The sequence below is a fragment of the Stenotrophomonas sp. Steno-C15 genome (assembly GCF_056393265.1).
Genome location: NZ_JBWJPF010000036.1, coordinates 1 through 26,976, shown reverse-complemented (window position 1 = coordinate 26,976; position 26,976 = coordinate 1). Strand labels below are relative to the sequence as shown.

Here is a 26,976-nt window from a genome sequence, read left to right as displayed (position 1 = left end):
CCCCCCCCCCCCCCCCCCCCCCCCCCCGCCCGACAAACAGAAAAGCCAGAGCCGGCTGTTGCTCCGGCTCTGGCTTCTGCTGTGGAACTTGACGTTGCCTCTGCGGGTGCCGGGCCGCAGGCCCGGCCGATCACATCACATCACACCACCGGTTCGCGCAGGGCAGGGTTGTCCCAGCCCGGGCGCGGGGCAAAGCGGTCACCGTGACGCTGCTGCAGCGCCTTCAGGCGCTCGACGATCGCATCGGCACCCACCGCGCGGATGTGCTGGATCGGACCCCCGCGGAACGGCGCGAATCCGGTGCCGAAAATCACGCCCGCATCCAGCAGGTCCGCATCGGCCACCACGCCTTCGTGCAGGCAGGCCACGGCCTCGTTGAGCAGCGGCAGGATCAGGCGATCTTCCAGGTCCGCAGGGGCCTGGTAGTCGCTGGCGACATCCGGCTTCTTCGGCTTGCCGTTCTCCCAGGTGTAGATGCCCTGGCCATCCTTCTTGCCGCGCTTGTCGGCTTCCACCGTCTGCAGTGCCGCCGGAATCTGCAGGCCGAGGAACGGCGCCAGCTCGCGGCCCACGCCGGCGGCGACATCCAGGCCGACCGTGTCGATCAACTCGATGGGGCCCATCGGCATGCCGAACTTCACCGCTGCCTTGTCGATCACCGGGCCCGGGATACCTTCGGCATAGGCGGTGGCCGCCTCCAGCATGTACGGGAACAGCACGCGGTTGACCAGGAAGCCCGGGCTGCCCGCCACCGGTACCGGGAACTTGCCCAGCGCCTTGCAGAACGCTGCCAGACGGCGCTCGGTCTCCGGCGCCATGCCGTCGTGATGGATGATTTCCACCAGCGGCATCTGTGCCACCGGATTGAAGTAGTGCAGGCCGGCGAACTGCGCCGGGCGCTGGATGTGGTCGCGCAGTTCCACCAGCGGAATCGACGAGGTATTGGTGGTCAGCAGCGCATCGGCCTTCATGCCCGGCTCCAGCGTCTGGTACAGCGCGCGCTTGGCCTCCGGGTTCTCGATGATCGCCTCGATCACCAGATCAGCGGCGGCCACGCCTTTGCCCTCCAGATCCGCCCGCAGCCGCGCCGCCACCGCCGGACGCTTGCTCTCGTCCTTCACCTTCTTGGCGAACAGTGCCTGCGCGCGTTCCATCGCCGGATCGATGAAGCGCTGCTCGCGATCCTGCAGGGTGACCTCGAAGCCCTTGTAGGCTGCCCACGCGGCGATGTCACCGCCCATCACGCCGGCGCCGACCACGTGCACGTGGCGGATGCCGGAATCGCCGCCGCCCAGACCCTTCAGGCGCTCGGTCAGGAAGAAGATGCGGATCAGATTGCGCGCGGTCGGCGTGCTGGCCAGTTTGACCACCGCGCGGCGTTCGGCATCCAGGCGGGCCTGCACCGGCTTGCCGGCGCTGCGCTGCCAGGTGCTGATCAGTGCATAGGGCGCCGGGTACTGGTCCTTCTTCGCCTTGCGCGCGACCTGCTTGATCATCTGCGGTGCCAGCACCTTGCGCGCCAGCCAGGTGTTGCTGGCCCATGCCAGCGCACGCTGCTTGAACGGCCGCGTGGTGCCGGCCAGCGCCAGTGCGACGGCGGTGTCGAGCACCACCGCCGGTGCCACCACCTTGTCGACCAGGCCGATGCCACGCGCGGCCGAGGCCGAGAGGGTGCGGCCGGTCAGCATCATGTCCATCGCCGCCGGGGCGCCGACCAGCTGCGGCAGGCGCGCGCTGCCACCCCAACCGGGGAAGATGCCCAACTGGGTTTCCGGCAGCCCGATGCGGGTGCTGCTGTCGTTGGAGGCCACGCGGTAACGGCAGGCCAGGGCCAGCTCGGTGCCGCCACCCAGGCAGTGGCCATGGATGGCTGCAACGGTCGGGCAGGGCAGCTCTGCCAGCTTCTGGTAGGTGGATTGGCCGCGACGGATGGCATCGTTGACGGTGCCGCGCCGGTCGAACTCCTGGAATTCCTTCAGATCGGCGCCGGCGATGAAGCCGGCCTTCTTCAGGGACTGGATCACCACGCCCTTCGGCGGATCCAGCGCGATGCGTTCGAGCAGATCGCCCAGCTCCAGCAGCACGTCCTGCGACATCGCGTTGACACTGCTGTCCTGACGATCCAGGGACAGGACCACCACGCCGTCGTCGCGGATCTCGGGGTGCCAGTGGCTGAAGCGGAGACCATCGAAGCCTGAGAGCATGGACGTTCCATCCGGTTGTGTATGGAGAAGCGGCTATGATCCAGAGGTTGTTTCCCCCGCGTCAAATCCCTATAGCAGGGGAGTGGCGGTTCCGGATCCATGGCCGTGGAACAGAACGCTAACGGAACAGTGGTTAAAAGCTGGTGCGGCGCCGGGTGATCGGCGACTGAACTTTTCCCGGGATTGGCAGTCTCATTGCCCGACGTCGGTTGGGCTGACAGGAGTGCGGCCCCCCATGGCCGAGGTTGAAACACCACAGGAGCTGGATCTGGAACTGGTCCGGCGCGTGCAGCGCGGCGAGAGCGCGGCTTTCGATGTACTGGTGCGCAAGTACCAGCATCGGGTCGTGGCCCTGGTCGGTCGCTACATCGCCGACTGGAGTGAATGTCAGGACGTCGCCCAGGACACTTTCATACGCGCCTACCGCGCGATCGGAAGCTTCCGCGGCGATGCCCAGTTCTCAACCTGGTTGCATCGGATCGCCGTGAACACCGCCAAAAACTACCTGGCTTCACACAATCGACGCCCGCCGACCGATGACATCGACATCGGCGATGCCGAACAGTTCGACAGCGGCACGCGCCTGCGCGACACCGACACGCCCGAACGCGAGTTGATGCGCCAGGAGCTGGAACAGACAGTGATGAAGGCCGTCAACGCGCTGCCGGAAGAACTCCGGTCGGCGATCACCCTGCGCGAGGTGGAAGGCCTGAGCTACGAGGAAATCGCGCAGAAGATGGGGTGCCCGATCGGCACCGTGCGTTCACGGATCTTCCGGGCGCGCGAGGCGATCGACACCGAACTCCGGCCGCTGCTGGACATCGGCAGCGCCACCCGCGAGAAGAGCCGCGTATGACCAGTCATCCATTCAACGAATCGCAGAATCATCAATCGCCGGCCGGGCTGCGGCTTGACCAGCGCCATCGGGAACAGCTGTCGGCCCTGGTCGATGGCGAGCTGGGGGCCGACGAGGCCCGCTTCCTGCTGCGCCGCATGGAGCATGACCCGGAACTGGCCGGCTGCCAGGAGCGCTGGCAGCTGCTGGGCGACGTGATGCGCGGGCAGGCGTCGGTGCTTGCGCCCGCCGGCTTCAGCGCCGCGGTTGCCTCTGCCATCGCCGCCGAACCCACGCCCCGGTCCGGGCCTCAGGACCGGCAGGTGCGCCGCAGTGGCTGGCGTACCTGGGGAGGCGGTGCCGCATTGGCTGCCTCGGTCGCTGCGGTGGCCCTGTTGATCGGCGGCGAGAAGCTGAAGGAGACCCCTCCCGCAGAGCCGCTGGCACCCCAGGTGGTCGCCAGCCAGGCCGAGCTGCCGCCGGCACCGGTATCGCCCGCGACGGTGACCGAAGCCTCGGTCGATCCGGCGGTGGTGGCGGTGGCCAGTGTTCCGGCGGCCGCATTGGCCGCCAGCCGTCGCCAGGACGCACGCCGCGCCAGCGCCAGTGCCACCCGCGGCCAGCAGGCTGCGCGGGTGGCACAGCGTGACGACGGGGCGCAGCGGGCTTTGGCCGCCGCCCAGGCGCCCTTGGTGCCGACCGTGCCGGCCGGTGCCAGCCGCAACCTGCCGTTCGGCGAGGTGGCCGGCCTGCAGGCCCGGCCGTGGCCGCGCTCCAGCCTGGCTCCGGCCGCGGGGGGCGCGCTCAACGCCAGCTTCCCGGCGCATGCCGACAGCGCCACGTTCTACCCCTTCGAGCCGCGGCTGCAGGACGACCTGCCGCCGCCGCCCCGCCCGCGCGACTGAGCCGGGTGCCGCCACGCCCCGCCGATCGCGGGGCCCTTCTTCTCCCTTCCATCCGATCCGGAGGTTGCCGTCCGATGACTCCCCGATTCCGCACGCAGGCCATCGGCCTGCTGGCCCTGACCCTGCCGCTGGTGGCCTGTGCCCAGGCGCCGTCCCCGGCTGCCCAGACCGCGCCGGCCGCGGCCGCTGCCGCGCCGCGCGCTCCTGCGCAGCCGCTGGTCACCGGCCTGCCCGATTTCACCAACCTCGTCGAGCAGGTCGGCCCGGGCGTGGTCAACGTCGACACCACCATCGTCCGCAGCAACCGCCAGGCGCGTGGGCCGATGGGGGACGACGACATGCCGGAGTTCTTCCGTCGCTTCTTCGGCCCGGACTTCCCGATGCCGGGGCAGGGGCCGGGCGGCCCCGACGGCGGTCCCAGCATCAAGGGCCGCGGCATGGGGTCGGGCTTCATCATTTCGCCCGACGGCTACGTGCTGACCAACTACCACGTGGTAGCCGACGCCAGCGAGGTGAAGGTCAAGCTGGGCGATCGCCGTGAGTTCACCGCCAAGGTGGTGGGCAGCGACCAGCAGTACGACGTCGCCCTGCTGAAGATCGAAGGCAGGAACCTGCCGACCGTCCGTGTCGGCGATTCCAACAGCCTGAAGCCGGGCCAGTGGGTTGTCGCGATCGGCTCGCCGTTCGGCCTTGACCACTCGGTCACCGCCGGCGTGGTCAGCGCCCTCGGCCGCAGCACCGGCGGCCCGGACCAGCGCTACGTGCCGTTCATCCAGACCGACGTGGCGATCAACCAGGGCAACTCCGGCGGTCCGCTGCTGAACACCCGGGGCGAAGTGGTCGGCATCAACTCGCAGATCTTCTCTGCGTCCGGTGGCTACATGGGCATCAGCTTCGCGATTCCGATCGACCTGGCGATGAGCGCGGTTGAACAGATCAAGAAGACCGGCCGGGTCACCCGCGGCCAGCTGGGCGCGGTGGTGCAGGAGATCGACGGCCTGAAGGCGCAGGCCATGGGCCTGCCGGACAGCCGGGGTGCGCTGGTCAACCAGATCGTGCCGGATTCGGCGGCCGCCCGCGCCGGTGTGAAGGTGGGGGATGTGATCCGCACCGTGAACGGCGCACCGGTCAACAGCTGGTCCGATCTGCCGCCGCTGATCGGCGCCATGGCCCCGGGCAGCCGGGTCACCCTGGGCGTGATCCGTGACGGCAAGCCGCGCGACCTGAGCGCCACCCTGACCGCGCTGGCCGAGGATGACCAGGCCAGCGCCCGCAGCCCCGCCACCGCCAGGGCCGATGCCGCTCCGCAGAGTGGTGCCAATGCCCTGCTGGGCCTGGACGTCAGCGATCTGACCGCGCCGCAGCGCAAGCAGCTGGGCCTGGAATCGGGCGAGGGCGTGCGCATCACCGGCGTCAAGGGGCAGGGCGCCCGGGATGCCGGCCTGTCCCCGGGCATGGTGATCCTGCAGGTGGCCAGCACCCAGGTGAGCGGCGTGGAGTCGCTGAACCGCGCGCTGTCCAGCTACAAGAAGGGCGATGTGGTGATGCTGCTGGTCCGCACCGGCAACGGCAACAGCGCCTTCGTGGCGGTCAAGGCCGGCGAGTAAGGACCGGGGCTGCTCCGGCAGCCGCTGCCCCCCCCGAAGCCCCGCTCAGGCGGGGCTTCGGTCGTTCCGGCCCTGGCCCGGCGAGGCGCCTTTCGCGGGCGGGCCCCGGGCGTGCGATAATCCACCGTTACCCTGACGACGCCGCGCGCCGCCGCCACCTATGTCATCTGATTCGATGCGGAACATCCGCAACTTCTCCATCATCGCCCACGTCGACCACGGCAAGTCCACGCTGGCCGACCGCATCATCCAGCTTTGTGGTGGCCTGCAGGCCCGCGAGATGGAAGCGCAGGTACTCGACTCCAACCCGATCGAGCGCGAGCGTGGCATCACCATCAAGGCGCAGTCGGTATCGCTGCCGTACCTGGCCAAGGACGGGCAGACCTATCATCTGAACTTCATCGACACCCCGGGCCACGTCGATTTCTCGTATGAAGTCAGCCGCTCGCTGGCCGCCTGTGAAGGTGCGCTGCTGGTGGTCGATGCTGCCCAGGGCGTGGAAGCGCAGTCGGTGGCGAACTGCTACACCGCGGTGGAGCAGGGTCTGGAAGTGGTGCCGGTGATCAACAAGATCGACCTGCCTACGGCCGACATCGAGCGCGCCAAGGCCGAGATCGAGGCCGTGATCGGCATCGACGCCAGCGACGCCGTGCCGGTCAGCGCCAAGACCGGCCTGAACGTGCAGGACGTGCTGGAGGCCATCGTCCACCGCATTCCGCCGCCGCAGCCGCGCGATACCGACAAGCTGCAGGCGCTGATCATCGACTCCTGGTTCGACAACTACCTCGGCGTGGTCTCGCTGGTGCGCGTCATGCAGGGCGAGATCAAGGCCGGCGACAAGCTGCAGGTGATGTCCACCGGCCGCAACCACCAGGTCGACAACGTCGGCGTGTTCACCCCCAAGCGCAAGGTGTTGCCGGCGCTGCGCGCGGGTGAGGTGGGTTGGGTCACGGCCAGCATCAAGGACGTGCATGGTGCGCCGGTGGGCGACACCCTGACCCTGGCCGGTGATCCGGCACCGAAGCCGCTGCCGGGCTTCCAGGAAATGCAGCCGCGCGTGTTCGCCGGCCTGTTCCCGGTCGACGCCGAGGACTATCCGGACCTGCGCGAGGCGCTGGACAAGCTGCGCCTGAACGATGCCGCGCTGCGTTTCGAGCCGGAAAGCTCGGAGGCGATGGGCTTCGGTTTCCGCTGCGGCTTCCTCGGCATGCTGCACATGGAGATCGTGCAGGAACGGCTGGAGCGCGAATACAACCTGGACCTGATCAGCACCGCGCCGACGGTGGTGTACGAGGTCCTGAAGACCGATGGCTCGATCATCAACATGGACAACCCGGCCAAGCTGCCGGCGGTGAACCAGGTCCAGGAGATCCGCGAGCCGATCATCCGTGCCAACGTACTCACCCCCGAGGAGTACATCGGCAACATCATCAAGCTGTGCGAGGAAAAGCGCGGCAGCCAGATCGGCATCAACTACCTGGGCAGCCAGGTGCAGATCAGCTACGAGCTGCCGATGGCCGAAGTGGTGCTGGACTTCTTCGACAAGCTGAAGTCGGTCAGCCGCGGCTACGCGTCGCTGGACTATCACTTCGTGCGCTTCGATGCCGGCCCGTTCGTGCGCGTGGACGTGCTGATCAATGGCGACAAGGTCGATGCGCTGTCGCTGATCGTCCACCGCAGCCATGCCGACCGTCGCGGCCGCGAGCTGTGCGAGAAGATGAAGGACCTGATCCCGCGGCAGATGTTCGACGTGGCGATCCAGGCGGCTGTCGGCTCGCAGATCATCGCCCGTACCACGGTCAAGGCCATGCGCAAGAACGTGCTGGCCAAGTGCTATGGTGGCGACGTTTCGCGCAAGAAGAAGCTTCTGGAAAAGCAGAAGGAAGGCAAGAAGCGCATGAAGCAGGTCGGCCGCGTGGAAATCCCGCAGGAAGCGTTCCTGGCCGTGCTGCAGATGGACAACAAGTAAGCCCGCACCGGCCCTCCGGGGCCGGTCGTCCGGTGACGTTGCAAAGGACCCTGAATGAAACTGTTTGAGATCCTCCTGGTCGTGCTGACCCTGGCCTCGGGCCTGATCCTGCTTGCGGACAAGCTGTACTTCGCCAGGCGCCGCGCCCAGCGTGCAGGCCTGCTCGACACCGAGCCGGTGCTGGTGGATTACTCGCGTGCATTCTTCCCGGTGCTGGCGATCGTGCTGGTCGTGCGCAGCTTCATCGCCGAGCCGTACAAGATCCCGTCCAGCTCGATGATGCCGAACCTGCTGATCGGTGATTTCATCCTGGTCAACAAGTTCGCCTATGGCCTGCGCCTGCCGATCACCAATACCCGCTTCGTGCCGGTGGGTGATCCCGCGCGCGGCGATGTGGTGGTGTTCCACTTCCCGGGCCACGGCGACAACGACCCGGCCAAGGGCGAGAACTTCATCAAGCGCGTGATCGGCGTGCCGGGTGACACCGTGGTGTTCGAGGGCGACAGCCTGGTGCTGAACGGCGAGCCGGTGAAGTACGACAACAAGGGCATCTACGCCGGCCACAAGGGCCAGGGCGAGGGCGCCAACCTGCTGGTCGAGCATCTCCCGGGCCGCACCCATACCGTGCTGGAGACCGACTATCCGCGTGGCCAAGGCCAGTGGACGGTGCCGGCCGGCAAGTACCTGGTGATGGGCGACAACCGTGACAACAGCGATGATGGACGCTTCTGGGGGCTGCTGCCGGAAGAGAACCTGCGGGGCAAGGCATTCCTGATCTGGCTGAACTGCCAGGGCTGGTTCTGCAAGGACGGTTTCGAGCCGTCGCGGATCGGCTCGGGCATCAACTGAGTATTTTCACATCCAACGCGTATCTGGGGAGAACGCAATGAAGACGATGAACACGCAGCGCGGCATCACCCTGACCTCGTTTCTGGTGGTCCTGGTCGTGGTTGGCTTCTTCATCTACATCGGCATGAAGCTGTTCCCGATGTACCAGGAGTATTACGCGGTACGCTCGGCGATGAAGAGCCTGGCCAGCCAGCCGGGCGTGGCCAGCATGGAGCCGGCACGGATCCAGGATCTGTTCTTCAAGCGGCTGTACATCAACTACTCGGACAACGTGAAGCCGGGCAACGTCAAGTTCGATCGCCGCGACAATGGCTGGACCCTCAAGGTCAACTACGAAGTGCGTCGCCCGTTGATCGGCAACCTCGATGTGGTTGGCAAATTCGATTCTTCCCAGGACCTGACCCGAAGCGGTGCCCAGTAAATTCATCCAACGTGGCGACCTGATCGGCCATGCCTTCCGCGACCCGGCGCTGCTCAAGCAGGCGCTGACCCATCGCAGTGCCGGCGTGCCGCATAACGAGCGCCTGGAATTCCTCGGCGACAGCATCGTCAACATGATGGTCGCCGAGGCGCTGTACCAGCGCTGGCCCAAGGCCGACGAGGGCGCACTGACCCGCGCCCGCGCCGAGCTGGTGCGTGAAGTGGCGCTGGCAGTGATCGCCCGTACCCTGCAGCTGGGCGAACGGCTGATCCTGGGCGCGGGCGAGATGAAGTCGGGCGGGCACCGCCGCGACTCGATCCTGGCCGATGCACTGGAGGCGGTGGTGGCCGCGATCTACCTGGACGCCGGTTTTGACGCGTGCCGGGAGACCGTGCTGCCCTGGTTCACGGCCTCGATGGAGGCGCTGCCGGCCACCGGCCGCCCCGAGAAGGATCCCAAGACCCGCCTGCAGGAATGGCTGCAGGCCCGGCAGAAGGCGTTGCCCCAGTACGAACTGGTGTCAGAATCCGGTGACGACCACGCCAAACATTTCCGGGTACGCTGCAACGTGGCCGACCCGGCCGCCAGCACCGAGGGCGAAGGCGCCTCGCGGCGGCTTGCCGAACAACAGGCGGCTGCAGCCGTCCTAGAACAACTGGATTCCAAGTGAGCGAACAAACTTCCCATCATTGCGGCAGCGTGGCCGTCATCGGCCGCCCGAACGTCGGCAAGTCGACCCTGACCAATGCCCTGGTCGGGGCCAAGGTCAGCATCGTCTCCAACCGGCCGCAGACCACCCGCCACCGCCTGCTCGGCATCGCCACCTATCCGGAAGGCCAGCTGGTGCTGGTCGATACCCCGGGCCTGCACAAGGTGCAGAAGCGGGCGATGAACCGGGTGATGAACCGCGCCGCGCGCGGCTCGCTGGAAGGCGTGGATGCAGGCCTGCTGGTGATCGAGGCCGGGCGCTGGGATGACGAAGACAGCCTGGCCTTCAACGTGCTGCGCGATGCCGGCATCCCGGTGGTGCTGGTGGTCAACAAGATCGATCGCCTGAAGGACAAGGGCGCGCTGCTGCCGTTCCTGCAGGAGGTGACCGCCGGCCGTGATTTCGCCGCCGTGCATCCGATCTCGGCGCAGAAGCGCAACGGCCTGGACGCCCTGGTGCGTGACGTGCTGGAGCTGCTGCCGGAAGCCCCGCCGATGTTCGGCGAGGACGAGATCACCGACCGCAGCCAACGTTTCCTTGCCGGTGAACTGGTACGTGAGCAGCTGATGCGCCAGCTTGGCGAGGAGCTGCCCTATGCCACCACCGTGGAGATCGAGCGCTTCACCGAGGATGGCAATCTTCTGCGCATCGGCGCGGTGATCTGGGTCGAGCGGGAAGGCCAGAAGGCCATCGTGATCGGCAAGGGGGGCGCGCGCCTGAAGGAGATCGGGGCCAAGTCGCGCCTGCAGATGGAGCGTCTGTTCGGTGCCAAGGTGTTCCTGGAAACCTGGGTGCGCGTACGTGAAGGCTGGTCCGACGACGAGGCCGCGCTGAAGGCCTTCGGTTACGAGTAAGCCACGGCGATCGCTTCGGTGATCATCGAGGACGACACGGGGTTCGTGCTGCATGCACGGGCCTATCGCGAAACCAGCCTGCTGGTGGAGGTGCTGAGCGCGGAGAATGGCCGGATCGGCCTGCTTGCGCGCGGCGTGTCCACGGCCAAGGGCCAGGTGTTGCGCGCGGCCCTGCAGCCGCTGCAGTGGATCCGCTTCAGCGCACAGCAGCGCGGCGAACTGGCGCAGCTGCGTGCCGCCGAAGCGCTGGACGCGGCGCCGCGGCTGGTCGGCCAGGCCATGCTGGCCGGCTTCTACCTGAGTGAACTTACGCTGCGGCTGGCGCCACGCCAGGATCCGTTGCCGGAGGTGTATCTGGCGTACGGCGAGGCACGCGCGCGGCTGGCGGTGGGGGCCGGACTGGCCTGGACGCTGCGCCGCTTCGAGCGCGAGCTGCTTGCCGCACTGGGGCTCGGTTTCGATCTGGAAAGCGCCAGCGATGGTCAGCCGATCGATCCGGCAGCGCGTTATGCGCTGGATCCGCAGGAAGGGCCGCAACGGCTGCTCAGCGAGCGCGGTGGAGAGCGCAGTGCGGCGGCCACCGGTTCGGCGCTGTTGGCGCTGGCGGCCGACGAGGAGCCGGGGCCTGCCGATCTGGCGAGCCTGCGGCTGCCCATGCGGCGGGTGCTGGCGCACCACCTGGGGCCACGGGGTCTGAAGTCCTGGGAGCTGCTGGAGCAGTTGGCCCCCCGGCGGTAGGCGGGCGGGGGGCAGATCCGTCTTCCGCAGGGAAAGGGATCTGACCCCGGATTGATTTCGATATCCGACGGGGCAGGGCGCACCCGTGCCGGGCAACCCTCAGTGCAGCAGTGCCGCTACCGCGGCGCGGAAGCCCGCTTGTGCCAGGTCCGACTCCGGCATGTGGTGCAGCTGGCGCACCGCGCGGCCCAGCCGTGCGGCACCGACGAAGCCGCAGCTTGCCTGCAGCCGGTGCAGCTGGCTGCGCAGCTGGCGTTCATCATGCTGGTCCACGGCCTGCTCGACCGCATCGCGGACGCCCGGCAGTTCCGCAAGGAACAGCTCGCGCAGGGCGATCAAATGATTGCGCTGGCCATTGAGAGCGGCCAGAGCGGCGGTCTCGTCCCAGTCCTGCCCGTTCAGCTCGATCGCAGCGGGGGCCGGAGCGACGGCGATGCCGGCCGGCGAGTTGACCAGGGCGCGGCGGACCGCCTTCAGCAACTGGTCGCGGCCGAGCGGCTTGACCAGGGTGTCGCTGAAACCGGCCTCACGCAGGCGCGCATGGATGGACGTGTCACCGTCGGCGGTATGCGCCAGGGCAGGCGTGTCCGGATGCGAACGGCGCAGTTCGCGCAGCAGCTGCGCGCCATTGCCGTCGGGCAGGTTGACGTCGATCAGCCACAGGTCGTGAGCCCCGGGCTCGGCGCTTGCCAGGGCACTGGCAAGGGAGTCCGCGGTATCGACGTCCGCCGGCAGGGTTTCCAACGCCGCCTTGAAAAACCCGCGGCTGATGATGTCGTCCTCGACAAGCAGGAAGCGGGGCCGACCGGCCCGCGGGGTCATCTGCATCAGGGGCTGCCTCCATGTCAGCTGGTTGACATCATCAAGCACGGCGGCGGCTGGCGCAAGCGGCGGCAGGCCCCGCCGGTCAGGATCTGCGACAATACGCGCCCATTTTCGCCCGCAGCCTGTTGCCACGTGGCCCGATCCCGCTCCCGCATCGACCGTACCCCGTTCCAGACCGAGATCCTCGACCTCAGCCATGATGGTCGCGGCGTCGCCCGCCGTGAAGGCGAAGGTGGCAAGGTCACCTTCATCAGCGGCGCTCTGCCGGGCGAGGTGGTCATGGCTGAACAGACCGCCCGCAGCCGCCATTTCGACGAAGCACGCACCGTGGAAGTGCTGCAGGCCTCGCCACAGCGGGTGACGCCGAAGTGCCCGCATTTCGGCACCTGCGCCGGCTGCGTGCTGCAGCACCTGGATGAAGACCAGCAGATCGTTGCCAAGCAGCGCGTGCTGATGGACAACCTGGAACGCATCGGTCACGTGAAGCCGGGCCGCGTGCTGCCACCGCTGGTCGGCGACAGCTGGGGTTACCGCCGCAAGGGGCGCTTCTCGGTGCGCCGCGTCGAGAAGAAGGACAAGACCCTGGTCGGCTTCCGTGAACAGGACCCGCGCTTCGTCGCCGATCTCAGCCAGTGCCTGACCGTGATCCCCGAAGTGGGCACCAAGGTGCAGGCGCTGTCGACCTTCATCGAGTCGCTCGACGGCAAGCGCGACATCCCGCAGATCGAGTTCATCGGCGGTGACCAGGCCATCGCGCTGACCGTGCGTCATCTGCAGCCGCTCAGTGATGCCGACCGCGCCGCATGGGCCAGCTTCGGCCAGCAGCACGGATTCGCCATCTACCTGCAACCCGGTGGCGTGGACACCGTCCATCCGCTGGACGGGCAGGGCGTGCCGCTGTCGTTCCGGCTGGCGCCGTGGGATGTCGAACTGGCATTCCGGCCACTGGATTTCATCCAGGTCAATGCCAAGCTCAACGAGAAGATGATCGCTCACACCCTGGATCTGCTGGAGCCGGGTGAGGACGAGCGCGTGCTGGACCTGTTCTGCGGGCTGGGCAACTTCACCCTGCCGCTGGCGCGCCGAGTGCGCGAGGTGGTGGGCGTGGAAGGCGACGCGGGCCTCGTTGCCCGCGCACGTGAGAACGCCGAGCGCAACGGGCTGGGCAACGCCCAGTTCTACAGCGCCGACCTGACCCAGGACCAGCGCGCCACGCCGTGGATGCGCCAGGGCTTCGACAAGCTGTTGCTGGACCCGCCGCGCTCGGGCGCGATCGAGGTGCTGCAGCAGCTGCCGTTGAAGCAGTTCAAGCGCATCGTGTACGTCAGCTGCCATCCGGGATCGCTGGCCCGGGACGCGGGTTATCTGGTGAACGAGCAGGGCTTCACCCTGGTCAGTGCCGGCGCCATGGACATGTTCCCGCACACCGCGCACGTGGAAAGCATCGCGGTGTTCGAAAAGCGCTGACCCGCTGTCATGCCCATCGCGCATAATGGCGCGATGGGCATCGAGATCGAACGCAAATTCCTCGTCAGCAGCGACGGCTGGCGTGCGGCCGCACACCGGGTGATTCCGATGGCGCAGGGCTACATCAACGATCTGGGCGCGCTCGACAGCGGTCGCCAGAACGCGTCCGTGCGGGTGCGCATCGAAGGTGAGCACGCCGCGCTGAACCTGAAGTCGCGCACGATCGGCCATACCCGCCAGGAGTTTGATTACCCGATTCCGGTGGAGGATGCGCGCGCGCTGCTGGCGCTGTGCGTGGGGGGCCTGATCGACAAGCGTCGCCACCTGGTCGAGCATGCCGGACTGACCTGGGAAGTGGATGAGTTCCTGGGCGACAACGCCGGCCTGGTGGTGGCCGAAGTCGAGCTGGAAAGCGCCGGGCAGGCCATCGCCCTGCCGGACTGGGCCGGCGCGGAGGTCACCGACGACCCGCGCTACTACAACGTCGCACTGGCCAGTCATCCCTATTCACGCTGGTGAAAGGGGCGTTCCCCCTTTTTTCGGGGCGCCCGGACCCCATGTCGGTGGGATGAGAATCGACATCTACTCCGACGTGGTCTGTCCCTGGTGCTGGATCGGCAAGCACCGTTTCCAGCAGGGGGTGCAGTTGCTGGGGGCCGATGCCCCAGTACTCGACATCCACTGGCAGCCGTTCCAGCTGGACCCGGATGCGGGCACCACGCCGGTGCCGCTGCGCGAGGCGTATGCGCGCAAATTCGGCGGTGTCGAGCGCACAGAGCAGATTCTCGGCCAGACCCAGGCCACCGCCCGTGGCGAAGGCCTGCCCATGGACTTCAGCCAGGGCCAGGTGCGGGTGACCACCCTGCCAGCGCACCGGCTGCTGTGGCTGGCCGGCCAGCACGGTGTGCAGGACGCGGTCGGAGAGGCGCTGTTCCGCGCTCATTTCGAGCACGGCCAGAATCTGGCGGACACAGAGGTGCTGACCCGGGCCGGTGTGGCAGGCGGACTGGATGCGGCAGAGATCGCCCAGATGCTGGCCTCCTCACGCGGCCTGGCCGAGGTCGAAGCGGGACTGGACCAGGCCCGTGCGCTGGGTGTTTCCTCGGTGCCGACCTTCGTCATCGACGGCCGCTGGGCGATCTCCGGCGCCCAGCCTCCGGAAGCCTTCGCCCAGGCGCTGCGGCAGATCGCGGCGGAGCAGGGCACGGCAACCGGGCGCAGTGGCGACGACGCCTGTGGCGCGGACGGCTGCAGGGTCTGATCCTTCGAGGGCGCGCGCGATGGACGCCCCCACCTGCGTCCAACGGCCGGTTCTGCGACAATGCGGCACTGCGCCATGCGGGCGCCCGTTGTGGAGAACGACCATGCTGCTGATCGGCGTTGCCGGCACTGAACTGACCCCCCAGGAACGCGACTGGCTGCAGCACGATGCCGTTGCCGGTGTGGTGCTGTTCACGCGCAACTTCGCCTCCCGCCAGCAGGTGAGCGAGCTCAGCGCCGCGATCCGCGAGGCCGCGCCGCGCCCGCAGCTGATCTGCGTCGACCAGGAAGGCGGTCGCGTGCAGCGTTTCCGCAAGGGCTACAGCGATCTGCCGCCGCTGCAGGAGATCGGTGCCGGCTATGCGAAGGATCCCGGCGCCGCGTTGGCGCTGGCCGAGCAGCACGCCTGGCTGATGGCCAGCGAAGTGCGCGCCAGTGGCGTGGACCTGAGCTTTGCCCCGGTGGTCGACCTGGGCCGTGGCAACCTTGCGATCGGCAACCGCGCTTTCAGTGAAGACCCGCAGGTCGTGGCTGCGTTCACCGAGGCCTACGTACGCGGCATGCACGCGGCCGGCATGGCGGCCACCCTCAAGCATTTTCCCGGCCATGGCACCGTGCTGGAAGACACCCATGTCGATACCGCGGTCGATCCGCGGACGCTGGACGAACTGCGCGCGCAGGACCTGGTGCCGTTCCGGGCCGGTGTTGCCGCCGGTGCCGACGCCGTGATGATGGCGCACGTGATCTACCCGCAGGTGGCGCCGGAACCGGCCGGCTATTCGCCGCGCTGGATCCAGGAGGTGCTGCGTGGCGAGCTGGGCTTCCGCGGCGTGGTGTTCTCCGACGACATCGGCATGGCCGCTTCGCACCATGCCGGTGGCGTTGCGGCACGCGTGCACGCGCACCTGGATGCGGGCTGCGACGTCGTGCTGGTCTGCCATCCGGAGCTGGTCGATGAAGCCCTGCACGCGGTGCAGGGACGCTCCCTCAATACCGCTGCGCTGCTTGGCCTGCTCGGCCGCGGCGTGCTTGGCTGGGATGGCCTGCTGGCCGATGCCCGCCATGGCGACACTCAATCCCGTCTGCTTGAAACCCTTGGAAGAACCGTCTGATGCCGAACCTCACCATTTCCCAGGCCCTGGCCCAGGCCGACCTGCTGGTTGACCGCCCCACCATCGACAAGGCCATCGCCGGTATCGCCGACGCCATCGCGCGCGATTACAAGGGCGAGGTGCCACTGTTCCTGTCGATCATGCACGGTGCGCTGCCGTTCGCCGGCCAGCTGGCGCTGGAGCTGGGTGCGCGCGGCCAGGACGTGCAGTTCGATTACCTGCACGCCACCCGCTATCGCGGTGAAACCACCGGCGGCGACCTGGTGTGGAAGCACAAGCCGGCCACCGCGCTGTTCGGCCGCCGTGTGCTGCTGGTCGATGACATCCTCGATGAGGGCTACACCCTGCAGGGCGTGCGCACCTGGTGCCTGGAACAGGGCGCGACCGACGTGCGCATCGCGGCGATGACGGTGAAGAAGCACGATCGCGGGCTGCCGGATGTGACGGCTGACTACGCCGGCATCGAACTGCCCGACCGCTACGTGTTCGGTTTCGGCATGGACGTCAACGAGACCCTGCGCTGCGTGCCGGCCATCTACGCGATGAAGGAATAACAGGCACGGCCGTCCGCGGCCGTCCTTTGCCGCCGCCGGCATCCTCGGGTGCCGGCGTTCGTCTTTCTCTGGAGTGCTTTCGATGCAACAGATCGCCCTGGCCGTGATCGGCGGTACCGGTGTCTACAACCTGGCCAAGCTCGACGATGTGCAGACCCACGAGGTCGAGACCCGCTTCGGCCGTCCCTCCGGCCCGGTGCGCGTGGGCACGCTGCTGGGCAACCGCGTGGCGTTCCTTGCGCGCCATGGCGAGGGCCACTCGCTGCCGCCGCACAAGATCAACTACCGCGCCAATCTGGCTGCGCTGCAGCAGATCGGCGCCCAGCGCGTGCTGGCGCTGAACACCGTCGGGGGCATCACCGAGCAGGTCGGGCCGCGCGTGCTGGCCTGCCCGGACCAGATCATCGACTACACCTGGGGCCGGATCAGCACGATCTGTGAAGAAGAGGGTACCGAAGTGCTGCATGTGGACTTCGGCCACCCGTACACGCCGATGCTGCGGAGCAAGATTCTGGCCGCGGCCAAAGTGACGGGTGTCACGGTCCATGACGGTGGCTGCTACGGTGCGACGCAGGGGCCGAGGCTGGAAACCATCGCGGAAATCGCCCGCATGCGGCGCGATGGCTGCGATCTGGTGGGCATGACCGGAATGCCCGAAGCCGCGCTGGCGCGGGAGTTGGGACTGGATTACGCGTGCCTGGCGATCGTGGCGAACTGGGCCGCGGGCTGTGGTGATGGCGAGGAGATCACGATGGCCGAAGTGCTGGCCAATGTGCAGGCGGCGAGCAATGGACTTCCGGAACTGATCGGCGAATTGGCACGGGGGTGATTGTCTTCGCCGAGCAAGCTTTGCATACTCAGCCGGTACGCGGGTTCAGCGTACACCACCCATTCATTGCATAAGGTCTCGCATCACCATGCCGAACGGTACCGTCAAGTGGTTCAACGACGCCAAGGGATTTGGCTTCATCTCGCCGGAGGATGGCAGCGCCGACGTGTTCGCGCACTTCTCCGCCATCAACTCCAAGGGCTTCCGCAGCCTGCAGGAAGGCCAGCGTGTCACCTATGACGTGACCCAGGGCCCGAAGGGTGCCCAGGCTTCGAACATCACGCCGGCCGAGTGATCCACTCGACAGTGCGTTGAGAACCCCGCTCCGGCGGGGTTTTTTTTTTGCGCCCATCGCATGGGAGCGAACCCAAGCCGCGCATGGGCGGGCCGCCCTGTGGGCGAAGTAAAGGAGGAGGCGACGGTCGAAGGCCGGCGCCGGCGGACATTCGCCGGCAGGGCGGCCCGCCCGCGCGCGGCTTGGAGAACGATCCGGATCCGGCTGGGGCACAATGTGCGGATGACGGAACGACTTCGCATTGCCGTGATTGGATACGGCACCGCTGGCCAGGCGATGGCCATCCTGCTGACCCGCGACGGGCACGACGTTGAGATCTTCGAGCGCGTGCCGACCCCTGGGCCGGTCGGCGCCGGTTTCCTGTTGCAGCCCAGCGGCCTGCAGGTGCTGTGGCAGATGGGACTGCTGGAGGCCGTGCGCGCGCATGCCGCGCCGGTGCATCGGCTTTATGGCGACACGCCGTGCGGACGTGCGGTGATGGACATGGGCTATGGCGGCCTCGATGTCCGCCTGCACGGTCTGGGCATGCAGCGCGGCGCCCTGTTCTCGCTGCTGGACCAGGCCCGCGATGGCGCCGGCCAACTGCATGCGGGGACCACCATCGACGCGGTCGATACCGCGCGGGGGCAACTGCGCGACAACGAAGGCCGCACGCATGGCCCGTTTGACCTGGTGGTGGCGGCCGACGGCGCAGCGTCGTCCCTGCGCGCGACCATTGCCGGCGGCGCTGGCCTCGACCGCGTCTATCCGTGGGGCGCATTGTGGTGCTTGCTGCCGGCCGGAGAGTGGCCGCACGTGCAGCAGCTGCGCCAACGCTACGTCGCCGCGCGCAAGATGATCGGCCTGTTGCCGGTGGGCACGCGTCCGGGTGATGACACCCCGCGCCTGAGTTTTTTCTGGAGCCTGCCACGCGCCGACTTCGCGCGTTGGGAAGATGAAGGCATGCAACCGTGGCTGCAGGAACTGCATGCGCTCTGGCCCGAGGCCAGCGCACGCTTCGATCACCTGCACGATGCCGGACAGCTGTCCCGGGCGGTTTACCGCGATGCGGTGATGACCCGTTGGCATCAGGGGCGCATGGTCCTGGTCGGCGATGCAGCGCACGCGATGAGCCCGCAGCTGGGGCAGGGGGTGAACATGGCGCTGCTCGATGCGCTGGCGCTGCGAGACGCGCTGCGTGTGCATGGCGCTGGTGAGACGGCACTGCAGGCTTACCAGGCGCAGCGACGTGCGCATGTGGCGGTGTACCAGCGCTGGAGCCGCTGGCTGACGCCGCTGTTCCAGTCCGATCGCGATGCGTGGGCCAAGGCGCGCGACGCGCTGCTTGGCCCGATGGGGCGGCTGCCGGGGGGACGCGGGCACATGCTGCGGGTGCTCAGTGGAACCCAGCACGGCTGGTTCGGTTCGCTTGCTCTGGATCCAGCCTTCCTCGAAGCCCTGGCCCGGCCGCCCGTTGCGCTTGCCACGCAGGCTGCCACGGCGGCTGCGTGAATCGCATCATCACGTGAATTAACGGTTACCTCACCGCGTCTGTGCGACAAGAGTGAAGCACGCCACAGCGGCGTCGCCCGTTTTCCTCTCCGTGATTCGAACATCGCGTGGCCCGGGTGGCGCCGCCGTCGCGGCCTGCTGCGGCCCGGATGTGCTGCGAGTTCACGAGGAGGACGCCATGTTGTTCGCGGTCGAAGAGCTGGAATCGGAAATCTGCAAGCTGCGGGGATTGCTGCAGATGCTGCACGAGGACCAGCCCGACGTTCTGGAGGATGTGTTCGAGTTCCATGTGGGCAGCCTGATCAGTCATGCGCTGCCGGAACACCACACGCACATCCGCGCCTGCGCGCAGGAAATGCTGTCGGCCGTCCAGGCACTGCCGCGCCGGCAGAGCAACGACACGCCCGATTTCCATCTGATGCCGGCGCTGGCGGGCGTCCGGCCGGCCTGACTGTCGCGCCCGCTGGCCTTACCGGCCAGGCATCGCCACCAGACCCTGTTCGACACAGGCGATGCGCCGTTCACCCTGCGCCGGTGCGATGACCCAGCCGCCGGTGAAGGCGGAGAATGCCGGCAGCACCGTCAATCCTTCGCGGAGCCAGAATGCCGGAAAGCGGCGACGCAGCGCCGGCAGTGCGATCTGTGGATGGATATGCCCGGCAATGACGTGCGCCGCGGGCACGTGCCGTGGTTCATGGCACAGCAGGAACGCGCCCAGCTGCACCTCGTCATGCAGCTCCACCTGCAGCGCCGCGTGCGGCAGGTGCCGATCATGATTGCCGCGTATCACATGCACCGCCAGCGCGGGGTGCTGCTCTCGCCATCCCAGCCATTGCCGGTACCAGGCCGCACGATGCGCCGGCCCATGCAGCACATCGCCCAGTATCCACAGCTCGCGGCAGGCCCTGGCCTGCACCAGCCTCTGCAGGCGTTGCAGGTCGTCGCGGGTACCGCCGGACGGCAGCGCGATGCCGGCGCGGCGGAACAGGTCGGCCTTGCCCAGGTGCAGGTCGGCGATCAGCAAGGCCTGCCGGGCCGGCCACCACAGTGCGCGCGCACCGAGCAGCAGCATGGGTTCACCGCCCAGCGTCACGGCCAGCTCATCGGCCATGGCGTCGCTCCAGTTGCTGTGCGGCACGCAGCACGCGGGTGCGCCAGTCTTCATTGCTGAACTGTCCGCGCAGGCGCTCGGCCCACAGCGGGAAGCCCAGCGGTGTCAGCGAGGCGGGATGCTGCAGTGACAGTGACTGCGTGCCGATGCGTTCGAGCACCTGCTGCAGGCCCGGCAGATCCAGGCTGTCCTGCAGCACTTCATGCTCGGCCAATGCCAGCAGCAGATGCTCGGGGTCGTGCTCGCGCAGCACGTCGTACAGCAGTCCGGCCGAGGCCTGCAGCTGGCGCAGCGAGCGCGGCGCGCCACCGGGCAGGCTGGGTACCAGCAGGCCAGCGACGCGTGCGATTCCGCGGAACTGGCGTCGCGCGAGCTCGCCCAGATTGACGGCGGCACGCAGATCCTCAAGCAGCTGATCGGCGGCGAACAGTTCCTTCCATTGCTCCGCCTGCAGCTCGATCGGCTGCGTCGGTGCCAGCACCAGCCCGTGGTCATTGACGGCATAGCCGATGCTGTTGCGCTGCCGGCGCGTGCAGCGCAGCGCCAGCAACGCCGCCAGTGCCTCGTGGATGTGGCGTCCGGCAAAGGGATAGACGAACACGAACTGGCCTTCGCGGCGGCGCACGTCTTCCAGCAGCAGGTGCGCAGGCGATGGCCGGGCAGACAGGCGTGACTGCAGTGCCATCAGGGGGGCCAGCCAGCGCGACTCGGCGCTGTCGTCCGCGCCGGACAGCACCGCTTCCAGCTCGCGCCCGAGCGGCATCGACAGGGGCAGCTGGCCGCCCTGCCAGCGCGGGACGGTGCCTTCACCGCCCTTGCGGGCCAGGCGCACATAGGCGGTCATGTCGCGCAGCTGCACCAGCTCCAGCATGCGCCCGGCGAACTGGAATCGATCGCCTCTGCGCAGGCGGCTGGCGAACTGTTCTTCCACCGAGCCGAGGCCACCGCCGCGCAGGAACTGCACACGCACGGCGCCATCGCTGCTGATGGTGCCGATCGACAAGCGATGGCGCAGGGCCTGGCGGCGGTCGTGCACGCGATGGTAGCCGTCCGCGTCGAGCACCACCTTGTGGAAGTCCGGGTACTGCGCCAGTGCCCGTCCCCCCTGCACGATGAAGTCCAGGACAGCCTGCCATTGCGCGTCGCCCAGGTGCGCGAATGCGTGCGTGCGCCTCACCTGCGCCAGCAGCGAGCGGCTGGTGAATCCCCCCGCCAACGCGCGGCTGACCGCATGCTGGGCGAGCACGTCCAGCGACAGGGTTGGCGGTCGCCTGGCTTCAACCACGCCGTCGCGCAGCGCGCGGCGGACGGCGGCGTACTCGGCCAGTTCCAGCGCATGGCTGGGCACGCACAGGATTCTGCCGCTGGCGCCGGGGCGATGCCTGGCACGGCCGGCGCGCTGGCGCAGCCGCGCCACGCCCTTCGGGCTGCCGAGCTGCAGTACCTGGTCCACTTCGGGAAAATCGACGCCCAGATCCAGGCTGGAGGTGGCAACCACGCAGCGCATCGCACCGGCGCGCAGGCCGTCTTCCACCTGCTGACGCAGTGCGGGGTCCAGCGAACCGTGGTGCAGCGCCAGCGTGGCGGCATCCTCCGGCCACACCGCCGCCAGCGCCTGGTGCCACAGTTCGGCCTGCGCCCGCGTGTTGGTGAACAGCAGGCTGCTGCGCGCGGCCATCAGCGCTTCCAGCACGCGCGGAAGCTGCGCCAGGCCAAGATGTCCGGCCCAGGGAAAGCGCTCGCCCGGTGCCGGCAGCAGGCTGCTGACGGTGACCGGACGCTGGCGCGCGCCTTCGACGATGGGTGCATCCGGCCGGTCCGGCAGCAGCACGTCGCGCGCCTGCGGCAGATTGCCCAGCGTGGCCGACAATCCCCACAGCTGCAACGCAGGCGTGGTGTCGCGCAGCAGTGCAAGATTCAGCTGCAGCAGCACGCCGCGCTTGTTGCCCAGCAGTTCATGCCATTCGTCGACCACCACGCAGCGCAGCTGATGCATGCGTGGCAGGGTATCGGGGTAGGTGAGCAGCAGTGCCAGTGATTCGGGCGTGGTCACCAGCACGTCGATCCGCCCTTCGCGCGCCAGGCGCCGCTCGCGCTGGCTGGCGTCGCCGCTGCGCAGGCCCACGCGCCACCCCAGGCCCAGGCCATCGACGGCCGATTGCAGTGCGCGTGCGGTGTCGCTGGCCAGGGCACGCAGCGGGGTCACCCACAGCACCTGCAATGGGCGCACCGCGCTGGGGCGGGCGGGTGCGGGCGCGGGCGCGATCATCGCCTGCAGCAGTGGTCCGCCGAACATCGCCAGCGTCTTGCCGCTGCCGGTGGGGGTATGCAGCAGGCCCGATTCGCCCGCCAGGTAGTGACGCCACATGGCGCGCTGGAAGGGCAGGGGTTTCCAGCCGCGGCTGGCAAACCAGCCGTTCAGCCGCTGCAGGGCCTCGCTCCGCGTCATCGTGCCAGGGCCTGCAGCGTCGCCAGCTGATCGGCCTCGCTGGCCGGCTTGTCGTGGCGCCAGCGCAGGATGCGCGGAAAACGCACGGCGATTCCTGATTTGTGCCGTGCACTGCGGTTGACCGCCTCGAAGCCGAGTTCGAACACCTGCTCGGCGCGGACGCTGCGTACCGGTCCGAAGCGCTCGCGGGTGTTGGCGCGGATCCAGCGATCGAGGGCGAGGATTTCCTGATCGTCCAGGCCCGAGTAGGCCTTGGCCACCGGAACCAGCGCATCGCCGTCCCATACGCCGAAGGTGTAATCGGTGTACAGCGTGCTGCGCCGGCCATGGCCGGCCTGTGCGTACAGCAGCACGGCGTCGATGGTGAGTGGATCGACCTTCCACTTCCACCAGTCACCACGGCGCCGGCCGGACTGGTACGCCGAGCTGCGGCGCTTCAGCATCAGGCCCTCCACGCCGCGCTCGCGCGCGGCGTCGCGCAGCGCGGCCGCCCGTGCCCAGTCCCCGGCGGGCACCTCCGGCGACAGCTGGATGCGCGCATCGCCGAGCGTGCCGAGCAGTTCCGCCAGCTGCACGCGCCGCTGCTGAAGCGGCAATGCGCGCAGGTCGTTGCCGTCGCGTTCGAGCAGGTCGTAGGCCAGCATCCGCACCGGCGTCGTACGCAGCGTGGTGGCGCCCGGCTTGCGGCGCTGGATGCGGGTCTGCAGGGCGGTGAAGGCTTTCGGAAGATCGGCCGGCTCATCCCAGGCCAGCAGTTCGCCATCCAGCACCGATCCCTCCGGCAGCAGTGCGGCGGCCTGCTCGATCTCGGGGAACCGGCCGTCCAGGCGCTCTTCGCCACGCGACCACAGCGCCACCTCGCCGCGACGACGCAGCAGCTGCAGGCGGATGCCGTCCCATTTCCATTCCAGCAGCCAGTCGTCGATGCTGCCCAGGCGATCACTGGGCTCACCTTCCAGCGGCGAAGCGAGGAAGAACGGATATGGCTGCTGGCGGTCCAGCGGCAGTTCTTCCGGCGACAGCAGCTGTGCGAGCAGGGTGGGCGAGGGCACCCAGGTGCCCAGCATGCGCTGCGCGATGCGCGCGATGTCCAGTCCGGACAGTTCGGCCAGTGCCTGCTGGACCAGCCGCTGCGACACGCCGACGCGCAGTGCACCGGTCAGCAGCTTGTTGAACACCAGGCGTTCGTTCGCGGGCAGCTGGCGCCAGCCCTCGACCACGGCTGCACGTCGCTCGGGCTCGGGCTGATTGGCCACGGCCAGCAGATGCTGTTCGATCCAGTCGGCCAGAGGGCGGTCCGGCGCCATTGCCGTTGGGTCGTCCAGCAGCAGGGTCAGTGTCTCCGCCAGATCGCCGACCTGCGCATAGCTGTCCTCGACCAGCCACGCAGGCAGTCCGGCTTCCTCGCCGATCCAGCGGCGCAGCTCGCCGCTGGCAGCGATCTTCCGGCGCGCACCCCCGACCTTGCCACCACTGAGCAGGAACAGGGCCCAGGCCGCATCGTGCGGTCGCGCGTGACGGAAGTAATCGACCAGCGCCGCGCGCTTGTCCAGCGTGGCGGTGCTGCGATCGAGGCGTTGGTACAGCGCGGCGAAGGCCTTCATTCCTCGCTCCCGAAATCGGTGCGGAAAGCCTCCGCGGCGACACCGCGTTCGCGCAGGAACGGAATCAGCGCATCGGTGTTGCCATGCGTCGCGATGACGCGTCGTGCGCCGGTCTGCTCGATGGTACGCAGCAACGCGGGCCAGTCGGCGTGGTCGGAGATCACGAAGCCACGATCGACGTTGCGGCGCCGGCGGTTTCCGCGCAGCTGCATCCAACCGGAGGCGAAACCGAGCTGGTGGCGCCCGAAGCGGCGCAGCCAGGGCGTGCCGGCGGCCGAGGGCGGGGCGAGGATCAGCCGTCCGGCCGCATCGGCCTGGCGCCCCTGTTCGGCGACGGCGATCGTGTCCAGCATCGGGATGCCCGCAGCGCGATAGACGGCCACGCCATTGGCGATGGCACCGTGCAGCCATGCCGGCGGTTCGCCCCGTGCGAGCAGCTCGGCCAGCACGCGCTGGGCCTTGCCCAATGCGTAGCAGAGCAGGACGGCGGCTTCGCCGCGCTGCGCGCATTCCTCGCGCCAGGACGCGATCTCGGCAGCCACGGCTGCGGTGTCCGGCCAGCGGTAGATGGGCAGGGCGAAGGTCGCCTCGGTGATGAAGGTATCGCAGGGCACCACTTCGAACGGCGTACAGGTGGGGTCGGGCTGGCGCTTGTAGTCACCGGAGGCGACCCACACCTGCCGGCCATCATCGATGCGCACCTGCGAGGAGCCGAGCACATGACCGGCCGGATGCAGTGACACCTGCACCCGACCCAGCGTAAAGGATGCGCCCTCGGCATGCGCGTGCAGCGGTACGTCGCCCAGCCGCCAGCGCAGGATCGGCGCGCTGCCCGTGCTGCAGTGGTATTCGCCCATGCCCGGGCGCGCGTGGTCACCATGGCCATGGGTGATGACCGCGCGCGGCACCGGCCGCCAGGGATCGATGTGGAAATCGCCAGCAGCGCAGTACAGCCCTTCCGGGCGCAGCACCACAAGATCGTCGTTGCCTGCCATGGCTGCACTGTGGCGCGCGGCTCGTGCACGGGGTGAGAACCGGCCTGAACGCGGGCTTGGCGCAGCATGCGGCACAATCGGATCGCATACCTCTTGCCGCCGGATGGATCGCATGAGTGGACCGGGTTTCAGCAGCACTGCCCCCTTCGAGACCCATGTGGTGCTCAATCAGCCGCCACCGTTCGCCGGGCGCCAGCTGTGGACCGATGACGCAGCGTTGATGGAGGCGGTGCATCGCGAAGGCGCCGCAGCCTTCGTCCCGCGCCTGGCGCAGTACGGTGCGCTGGCCGGTGACGAGCTGTACCGGCTCGGATTCGATGCCAACCGCGACCGCCCGCGCCTGCGCACCCACGACGCGCAGGGGCATCGCATCGATACGGTGGAGTTCCATCCGGCCTACCACCAGCTGATGACCGCCGCGAAGGCGCATGGCGTGGCCGGCCTGTCCTGGCATGAGCCGCAGCCGGGTGCGCATGTTGCACGCGCGGCGCTGAGCTATCTGCACCACCAGGCCGAGGCCGGTACCAGTTGCCCGTTGACGATGACCCATGCGGCGGTAGCGGTGCTGCGGTCGCAGCCGAACCTGGCCGAATGGGCGCGCAAGGCCGCCGCACCGGTGTACGACCCGCGCGACGTACCGGTGGCCGACAAGGCCGGCATCACCCTGGGCATGGGCATGACCGAGAAGCAGGGGGGCTCGGATGTGCGCGCCAACACCACGCGAGCAGAGCCCATCGACGGCGAGCGCTATCGGCTGGTCGGCCACAAGTGGTTCTTCTCGGCACCCATGTGCGATGGCTTCCTCGTGCTGGCGCAGGCACCGGGCGGACTGACCTGTCTGCTGATGCCGCGCCGGCTTGCCGATGGCGACCGCAATGCATTCCGCCTGGTGCGGCTGAAGGACAAACTGGGCGATTGGGCCAACGCGTCCAGCGAGGTCGAGTTCTGCGGCGCGCAGGCGTGGCGGGTGGGCGAAGAGGGGCGTGGCGTGGCCACCATCATCGGCATGGTGATGATGACCCGCCTGGACTGCATGCTGGGTGCGGCAGCGGAAATGCGCATGGCGCTGGCGCAGGCGCTGCACCATGCCCGCTACCGCCGCACCTTCGGCCGGTTGCTGGTGGAGCATCCGTTGATGGCCAACGTGCTGGCCGACCTCGCACTGGAATCAGAAGCGGCGACGGTGCTGTCGATGCGCATCGCGCGTGCGGTGGACCGTGCGTCCTTCGATGCCGGCGAGGCGGCGCTGGCCAGGCTGGGCACGGCGCTGGGCAAATACTGGGTGTGCAAGCGGGCGGCGACCTTCGTCAACGAGGCGCAGGAATGCCTGGGCGGCGCGGGCTATGTGGAGGAATCAATGCTGCCGCGCCTGTACCGGCAGGCGCCGCTGAACTCGATCTGGGAAGGCAGCGGCAACATCCAGTGCCTGGATGTGCTGCGGGCACTGGCCCGCGAACCGGAGACGCTGGCCGCACTGCAGGGCGAGCTGTCGGCGGTGGCTGATCGCGATGCGCGCTATGCCGCTGCGCTGCAGCGCTGGGTAACGACCCCGGCACCGGAAGAGTCGCAGGCGCGGATGTTCTGCGAGCGCACCGCATTGCTGCTGCAGGCGGCGCTGCTGCTGCGTGCACGCAGTCCGGTGGCGGATGCGTTCATCCGCAGCCGGCTCGGCGGTGAACATGGATGGGTGTTCGGCACCCTGCCGGCCGGGTTGGACCTGTCGGAAATCCTGGCGCGCGCGCTGCCGTAGCGTGGAATTCTGTAGAGCGCCGCAGCGTGGCTGTGGCGCTCTGCAGTACCGGACGCGGCTCAGTGCTTGGCTTCTTCCTTGGCCGCGTTCGCCTTCTCGTCATTTGCGACATCACGCGCCTTGTCGGCGACCTTCTTTGCGGC

Annotated in this window: 25 protein-coding genes; 19 read left to right on the top strand and 6 right to left on the bottom strand. The window is 68.3% G+C overall.

Annotated elements, in window-relative coordinates:
• Positions 1-140 precede the first annotated feature (140 nt).
• Positions 141-2,204, bottom strand: coding sequence for a 3-hydroxyacyl-CoA dehydrogenase NAD-binding domain-containing protein (locus AC06FB_RS17990; RefSeq protein WP_065174836.1), 2,064 nt, complete (start codon positions 2,202-2,204; stop codon positions 141-143).
• Positions 2,205-2,439: 235 nt separating this feature from the next.
• On the opposite strand from AC06FB_RS17990, the gene rpoE reads away from it, so the two are divergent.
• From rpoE to recO, 9 genes are all read left to right on the top strand, one after another.
• Entirely contained in the window at positions 2,440-3,060 is a 621-nt protein-coding gene (gene rpoE, locus AC06FB_RS17985) for an RNA polymerase sigma factor RpoE (RefSeq protein ID WP_065174837.1), read from the top strand.
• The gene (locus tag AC06FB_RS17980) at positions 3,057-3,944 is read left to right on the top strand and encodes a sigma-E factor negative regulatory protein (RefSeq protein ID WP_461289133.1); all 888 of its coding nucleotides are present in this window, start codon (positions 3,057-3,059) and stop codon (positions 3,942-3,944) included. The genes rpoE and AC06FB_RS17980 overlap by 4 nt, the downstream gene beginning before the upstream one ends.
• A gap of 74 nt (positions 3,945-4,018) precedes the next feature.
• Positions 4,019-5,551 carry a DegQ family serine endoprotease gene (locus AC06FB_RS17975; RefSeq protein ID WP_065181807.1) on the top strand — a complete coding sequence of 511 codons (1,533 nt, stop codon included), beginning with the start codon at positions 4,019-4,021 and terminating at the stop codon, positions 5,549-5,551.
• A 175-nt stretch (positions 5,552-5,726) separates the two neighbouring features.
• The gene (gene lepA / locus AC06FB_RS17970) at positions 5,727-7,520 is read left to right on the top strand and encodes a translation elongation factor 4 (RefSeq protein ID WP_065174904.1); all 1,794 of its coding nucleotides are present in this window, start codon (positions 5,727-5,729) and stop codon (positions 7,518-7,520) included.
• A gap of 54 nt (positions 7,521-7,574) precedes the next feature.
• A complete protein-coding gene (lepB, locus tag AC06FB_RS17965; RefSeq protein WP_053520237.1) occupies positions 7,575-8,369 on the top strand; it encodes a signal peptidase I in 795 nt (264 codons plus the stop codon).
• Between the two features lie 37 nt (positions 8,370-8,406).
• Positions 8,407-8,790: a DUF4845 domain-containing protein gene (locus AC06FB_RS17960; RefSeq protein WP_053520236.1), complete on the top strand. Its 384-nt coding sequence runs from the start codon at positions 8,407-8,409 to the stop codon at positions 8,788-8,790.
• Positions 8,780-9,460, top strand: a complete 681-nt coding sequence (rnc, locus tag AC06FB_RS17955) for a ribonuclease III (protein WP_478053952.1) — start codon at positions 8,780-8,782, stop codon at positions 9,458-9,460. The genes AC06FB_RS17960 and rnc overlap by 11 nt, the downstream gene beginning before the upstream one ends.
• Complete coding sequence (era, locus tag AC06FB_RS17950) at positions 9,457-10,353, top strand: GTPase Era (protein WP_053520234.1); 897 nt, start codon at positions 9,457-9,459, stop codon at positions 10,351-10,353. The genes rnc and era overlap by 4 nt, the downstream gene beginning before the upstream one ends.
• Positions 10,354-10,371: 18 nt before the next feature.
• The gene (gene recO, locus AC06FB_RS17945) at positions 10,372-11,091 is read left to right on the top strand and encodes a DNA repair protein RecO (RefSeq protein WP_461289134.1); all 720 of its coding nucleotides are present in this window, start codon (positions 10,372-10,374) and stop codon (positions 11,089-11,091) included.
• A 99-nt stretch (positions 11,092-11,190) separates the two neighbouring features.
• Here the strand turns inward: recO and AC06FB_RS17940 are convergent, their stop codons facing one another.
• Complete coding sequence (locus tag AC06FB_RS17940) at positions 11,191-11,919, bottom strand: response regulator (RefSeq protein ID WP_053520232.1); 729 nt, start codon at positions 11,917-11,919, stop codon at positions 11,191-11,193.
• Positions 11,920-12,048: 129 nt separating this feature from the next.
• Between AC06FB_RS17940 and rlmD the strand changes: the two genes are divergently transcribed.
• From rlmD to AC06FB_RS17895, 9 genes are all read left to right on the top strand, one after another.
• Positions 12,049-13,383: a 23S rRNA (uracil(1939)-C(5))-methyltransferase RlmD gene (rlmD, locus tag AC06FB_RS17935; protein WP_053520231.1), complete on the top strand. Its 1,335-nt coding sequence runs from the start codon at positions 12,049-12,051 to the stop codon at positions 13,381-13,383.
• Positions 13,384-13,416: 33 nt separating this feature from the next.
• On the top strand, positions 13,417-13,902 hold the full coding sequence (locus AC06FB_RS17930; protein WP_197571814.1) for a CYTH domain-containing protein: 486 nt from the start codon (positions 13,417-13,419) through the stop codon (positions 13,900-13,902).
• 49 nt (positions 13,903-13,951) lie between these two features.
• Positions 13,952-14,644, top strand: a complete 693-nt coding sequence (locus AC06FB_RS17925) for a DsbA family oxidoreductase (RefSeq protein ID WP_053520229.1) — start codon at positions 13,952-13,954, stop codon at positions 14,642-14,644.
• Between the two features lie 103 nt (positions 14,645-14,747).
• Complete coding sequence (gene nagZ, locus AC06FB_RS17920) at positions 14,748-15,755, top strand: beta-N-acetylhexosaminidase (RefSeq protein ID WP_461289135.1); 1,008 nt, start codon at positions 14,748-14,750, stop codon at positions 15,753-15,755.
• A complete protein-coding gene (locus tag AC06FB_RS17915) occupies positions 15,755-16,309 on the top strand; it encodes a hypoxanthine-guanine phosphoribosyltransferase (protein ID WP_053520227.1) in 555 nt (184 codons plus the stop codon). Before nagZ ends, AC06FB_RS17915 begins: the two co-directional genes overlap by 1 nt.
• A gap of 82 nt (positions 16,310-16,391) precedes the next feature.
• The gene (locus tag AC06FB_RS17910) at positions 16,392-17,138 is read left to right on the top strand and encodes an S-methyl-5'-thioinosine phosphorylase (protein WP_053520226.1); all 747 of its coding nucleotides are present in this window, start codon (positions 16,392-16,394) and stop codon (positions 17,136-17,138) included.
• A gap of 88 nt (positions 17,139-17,226) precedes the next feature.
• Positions 17,227-17,433, top strand: a complete 207-nt coding sequence (locus tag AC06FB_RS17905) for a cold-shock protein (RefSeq protein WP_005410590.1) — start codon at positions 17,227-17,229, stop codon at positions 17,431-17,433.
• A gap of 222 nt (positions 17,434-17,655) precedes the next feature.
• Positions 17,656-18,924, top strand: coding sequence for an FAD-dependent oxidoreductase (locus AC06FB_RS17900; protein ID WP_065174844.1), 1,269 nt, complete (start codon positions 17,656-17,658; stop codon positions 18,922-18,924).
• Positions 18,925-19,102: 178 nt separating this feature from the next.
• Positions 19,103-19,375 carry a hypothetical protein gene (locus AC06FB_RS17895; protein WP_053519542.1) on the top strand — a complete coding sequence of 91 codons (273 nt, stop codon included), beginning with the start codon at positions 19,103-19,105 and terminating at the stop codon, positions 19,373-19,375.
• An 18-nt stretch (positions 19,376-19,393) separates the two neighbouring features.
• Here AC06FB_RS17895 and pdeM read toward each other — a convergent pair whose 3' ends face one another.
• Genes pdeM through AC06FB_RS17875 form a run of 4 tightly spaced genes read right to left on the bottom strand, consistent with a single transcriptional unit; the run spans position 19,394 to position 25,083 of the window.
• Positions 19,394-20,035: a ligase-associated DNA damage response endonuclease PdeM gene (pdeM, locus tag AC06FB_RS17890; protein WP_461289136.1), complete on the bottom strand. Its 642-nt coding sequence runs from the start codon at positions 20,033-20,035 to the stop codon at positions 19,394-19,396.
• A complete protein-coding gene (locus AC06FB_RS17885) occupies positions 20,025-22,484 on the bottom strand; it encodes a ligase-associated DNA damage response DEXH box helicase (protein ID WP_461289137.1) in 2,460 nt (819 codons plus the stop codon). Before AC06FB_RS17885 ends, pdeM begins: the two co-directional genes overlap by 11 nt.
• Entirely contained in the window at positions 22,481-24,088 is a 1,608-nt protein-coding gene (locus AC06FB_RS17880) for an ATP-dependent DNA ligase (RefSeq protein WP_461289138.1), read from the bottom strand. Before AC06FB_RS17880 ends, AC06FB_RS17885 begins: the two co-directional genes overlap by 4 nt.
• Positions 24,085-25,083 carry a ligase-associated DNA damage response exonuclease gene (locus AC06FB_RS17875; protein WP_197601110.1) on the bottom strand — a complete coding sequence of 333 codons (999 nt, stop codon included), beginning with the start codon at positions 25,081-25,083 and terminating at the stop codon, positions 24,085-24,087. The genes AC06FB_RS17880 and AC06FB_RS17875 overlap by 4 nt, the downstream gene beginning before the upstream one ends.
• Before the next feature lie 112 nt (positions 25,084-25,195).
• Between AC06FB_RS17875 and AC06FB_RS17870 the strand changes: the two genes are divergently transcribed.
• Entirely contained in the window at positions 25,196-26,833 is a 1,638-nt protein-coding gene (locus AC06FB_RS17870; RefSeq protein WP_053519547.1) for an acyl-CoA dehydrogenase family protein, read from the top strand.
• Positions 26,834-26,976 lie beyond the last annotated feature (143 nt).

Excerpts from the sequence above, each read along its gene's own strand:
- AC06FB_RS17990 (WP_065174836.1), bottom strand. The coding sequence starts at position 2,204 with ATGCTCTCAGGCTTCGATGGTCTCCGCTTCAGCCACTGGCACCCCGAG.
- rpoE (WP_065174837.1), top strand. The coding sequence starts at position 2,440 with ATGGCCGAGGTTGAAACACCACAGGAGCTGGATCTGGAACTGGTCCGG.
- AC06FB_RS17980 (WP_461289133.1), top strand. The coding sequence starts at position 3,057 with ATGACCAGTCATCCATTCAACGAATCGCAGAATCATCAATCGCCGGCC.
- AC06FB_RS17975 (WP_065181807.1), top strand. The coding sequence starts at position 4,019 with ATGACTCCCCGATTCCGCACGCAGGCCATCGGCCTGCTGGCCCTGACC.
- lepA (WP_065174904.1), top strand. The coding sequence starts at position 5,727 with ATGCGGAACATCCGCAACTTCTCCATCATCGCCCACGTCGACCACGGC.
- lepB (WP_053520237.1), top strand. The coding sequence starts at position 7,575 with ATGAAACTGTTTGAGATCCTCCTGGTCGTGCTGACCCTGGCCTCGGGC.
- AC06FB_RS17960 (WP_053520236.1), top strand. The coding sequence starts at position 8,407 with ATGAAGACGATGAACACGCAGCGCGGCATCACCCTGACCTCGTTTCTG.
- AC06FB_RS17940 (WP_053520232.1), bottom strand. The coding sequence starts at position 11,919 with ATGCAGATGACCCCGCGGGCCGGTCGGCCCCGCTTCCTGCTTGTCGAG.
- AC06FB_RS17930 (WP_197571814.1), top strand. The coding sequence starts at position 13,417 with ATGGGCATCGAGATCGAACGCAAATTCCTCGTCAGCAGCGACGGCTGG.
- AC06FB_RS17925 (WP_053520229.1), top strand. The coding sequence starts at position 13,952 with ATGAGAATCGACATCTACTCCGACGTGGTCTGTCCCTGGTGCTGGATC.
- nagZ (WP_461289135.1), top strand. The coding sequence starts at position 14,748 with ATGCTGCTGATCGGCGTTGCCGGCACTGAACTGACCCCCCAGGAACGC.
- AC06FB_RS17915 (WP_053520227.1), top strand. The coding sequence starts at position 15,755 with ATGCCGAACCTCACCATTTCCCAGGCCCTGGCCCAGGCCGACCTGCTG.
- AC06FB_RS17910 (WP_053520226.1), top strand. The coding sequence starts at position 16,392 with ATGCAACAGATCGCCCTGGCCGTGATCGGCGGTACCGGTGTCTACAAC.
- AC06FB_RS17905 (WP_005410590.1), top strand. The coding sequence starts at position 17,227 with ATGCCGAACGGTACCGTCAAGTGGTTCAACGACGCCAAGGGATTTGGC.
- AC06FB_RS17900 (WP_065174844.1), top strand. The coding sequence starts at position 17,656 with ATGACGGAACGACTTCGCATTGCCGTGATTGGATACGGCACCGCTGGC.
- AC06FB_RS17895 (WP_053519542.1), top strand. The coding sequence starts at position 19,103 with ATGTTGTTCGCGGTCGAAGAGCTGGAATCGGAAATCTGCAAGCTGCGG.
- pdeM (WP_461289136.1), bottom strand. The coding sequence starts at position 20,035 with ATGGCCGATGAGCTGGCCGTGACGCTGGGCGGTGAACCCATGCTGCTG.
- AC06FB_RS17885 (WP_461289137.1), bottom strand. The coding sequence starts at position 22,484 with ATGACGCGGAGCGAGGCCCTGCAGCGGCTGAACGGCTGGTTTGCCAGC.
- AC06FB_RS17880 (WP_461289138.1), bottom strand. The coding sequence starts at position 24,088 with ATGAAGGCCTTCGCCGCGCTGTACCAACGCCTCGATCGCAGCACCGCC.
- AC06FB_RS17875 (WP_197601110.1), bottom strand. The coding sequence starts at position 25,083 with ATGGCAGGCAACGACGATCTTGTGGTGCTGCGCCCGGAAGGGCTGTAC.
- AC06FB_RS17870 (WP_053519547.1), top strand. The coding sequence starts at position 25,196 with ATGAGTGGACCGGGTTTCAGCAGCACTGCCCCCTTCGAGACCCATGTG.